The following is a 1361-nucleotide window of genomic DNA, read 5'->3' on the forward strand; positions in this document are numbered from 1 at the left end:
GGGGCGTGTGTGGATGCCCCCGGTTTTGCAAGGCGATTTTCCGACGTTCTGGCGGCTCGGCGCTTATATCGTTCGTGTGTCAGGCCTGTTCGCGTGGCTCATCGTTTGCCACTGGCCGGTATGCAGTTCGAAGAACGCGGTCCACATCGGTTCAGAGAGCTACGATGCTCGCGCCCCGGGACTGGTTTCCACGTCCTGAACATTGAAGTCCTTGCCGCATAATCGTCAGTCGATCTCCTTGCGAGGGCCGCGAAGCCCCCAGGCGCTTACCGGTTCGCTTCAGAGGAAGACGACCGGCTTACGCCATCCGATAATTCTCTTCTCGCGTCATCATCGCCCAGATCATGCGCGCCATCTTGTTGGCCAAGGCGACCGCAGCCACCATTCGCGGCTTGCGACCGAGCACATGGCCGAGCCAGTTGTCGGGCAGGACGCCTTTGCGGACGATCCATCTGATCCGGCTCATCGCGCCGACGATCAGCAGCTTGCGGATATCGGCCTGCCCCATCTTGCTGACCGAGCCGAGCCGCGTTTTGCCGCCGGTGGATCGCTGTCGCGGGACCAGGCCCAGCCACGCGGCGAAGTTCCTGCCGCTTGCAAAGGTCCGCAGATCCGGCGCGAAGGCCATGATCGCGCCTGCGGTCACGGGGCCGACCCCCGGCACCGTACACAGCCGACGCATGGCGTCGTCAACCTTGGTCGAGTGAACGAGCTTCGAGTGCAGCTCCTCGATCTTGTTCGTGAGCAACGCGATCTGGTCCAGGTAGAGGCGTGCGACATCGCGAACCGCGTCGGGAAGGTCGATCGCGCCGTCGTCAATCATCCCGACGACTGACTTCAGGTTCGCAGGCCCTTGCGCCACGACCAGGCCGAACTCGGCCAGGTGGCCACGGAGCGCATTGATCAACTGCGTGCGCTGACCGACGAAGGATTGATGCGTTCGAAAGGCGACGGCACGGGCTTGATGCTCGGCGCTCTTCACCGCCACATAATGCAGGTTCGGTCGAACAGCCGCTTCTGCGATCGCTGCGGCGTCCGCTGCATCGTTCTTCTGCCGTTTGACGAACGGCTTTACGTAGATCGGCGGGATTAGGCGAACGTCATGCCCCAGCGCTTGCGCAAACCGGCCCCAGAAGTGGCTCGTGGCACAGGCTTCCATCGCGACGATGCATGGCGCCTGCTCGCGCAGATGCGTCTCGAGCTTGGCCCGCGACACGGTCCGGTTAAATAGAACCGCCCCTCCCGGCGCTGTCGCGCAGATCTGGAAGCTGCGCTTCGCCAGGTCGATGGCGAGGATGTGGACGTCGGTCATCTGCTCCTCCTTCGCTTGGCACCTCCCGGTGCCGGTCCGGCATCATACG

Annotated in this window: 2 protein-coding genes; one reads left to right on the forward strand and one right to left on the reverse strand. The window is 63.3% G+C overall.

All coding sequences use genetic code 11. The features are described 5' to 3' along the window. A partial coding sequence (locus MF607_RS22490) for a hypothetical protein (RefSeq protein WP_242122390.1) occupies positions 1 to 199 on the forward strand: 199 nt, incomplete at its 5' end. 99 nt (positions 200 to 298) lie between these two features. Here MF607_RS22490 and MF607_RS22495 read toward each other — a convergent pair. Beyond that, positions 299 to 1312, reverse strand: a complete 1014-nt coding sequence (locus MF607_RS22495) for an IS110 family RNA-guided transposase (protein ID WP_242122391.1) — start codon at positions 1310 to 1312, stop codon at positions 299 to 301. Between the last annotated feature and the right edge of the window lie 49 nt (positions 1313 to 1361).

The sequence above is a fragment of the Sphingomonas lacusdianchii genome (assembly GCF_022664395.1).
Lineage (GTDB): Bacteria > Pseudomonadota > Alphaproteobacteria > Sphingomonadales > Sphingomonadaceae > Sphingomonas > Sphingomonas lacusdianchii.

Excerpts from the sequence above, each read along its gene's own strand:
- MF607_RS22495 (WP_242122391.1), bottom strand. The coding sequence starts at position 1,312 with ATGACCGACGTCCACATCCTCGCCATCGACCTGGCGAAGCGCAGCTTC.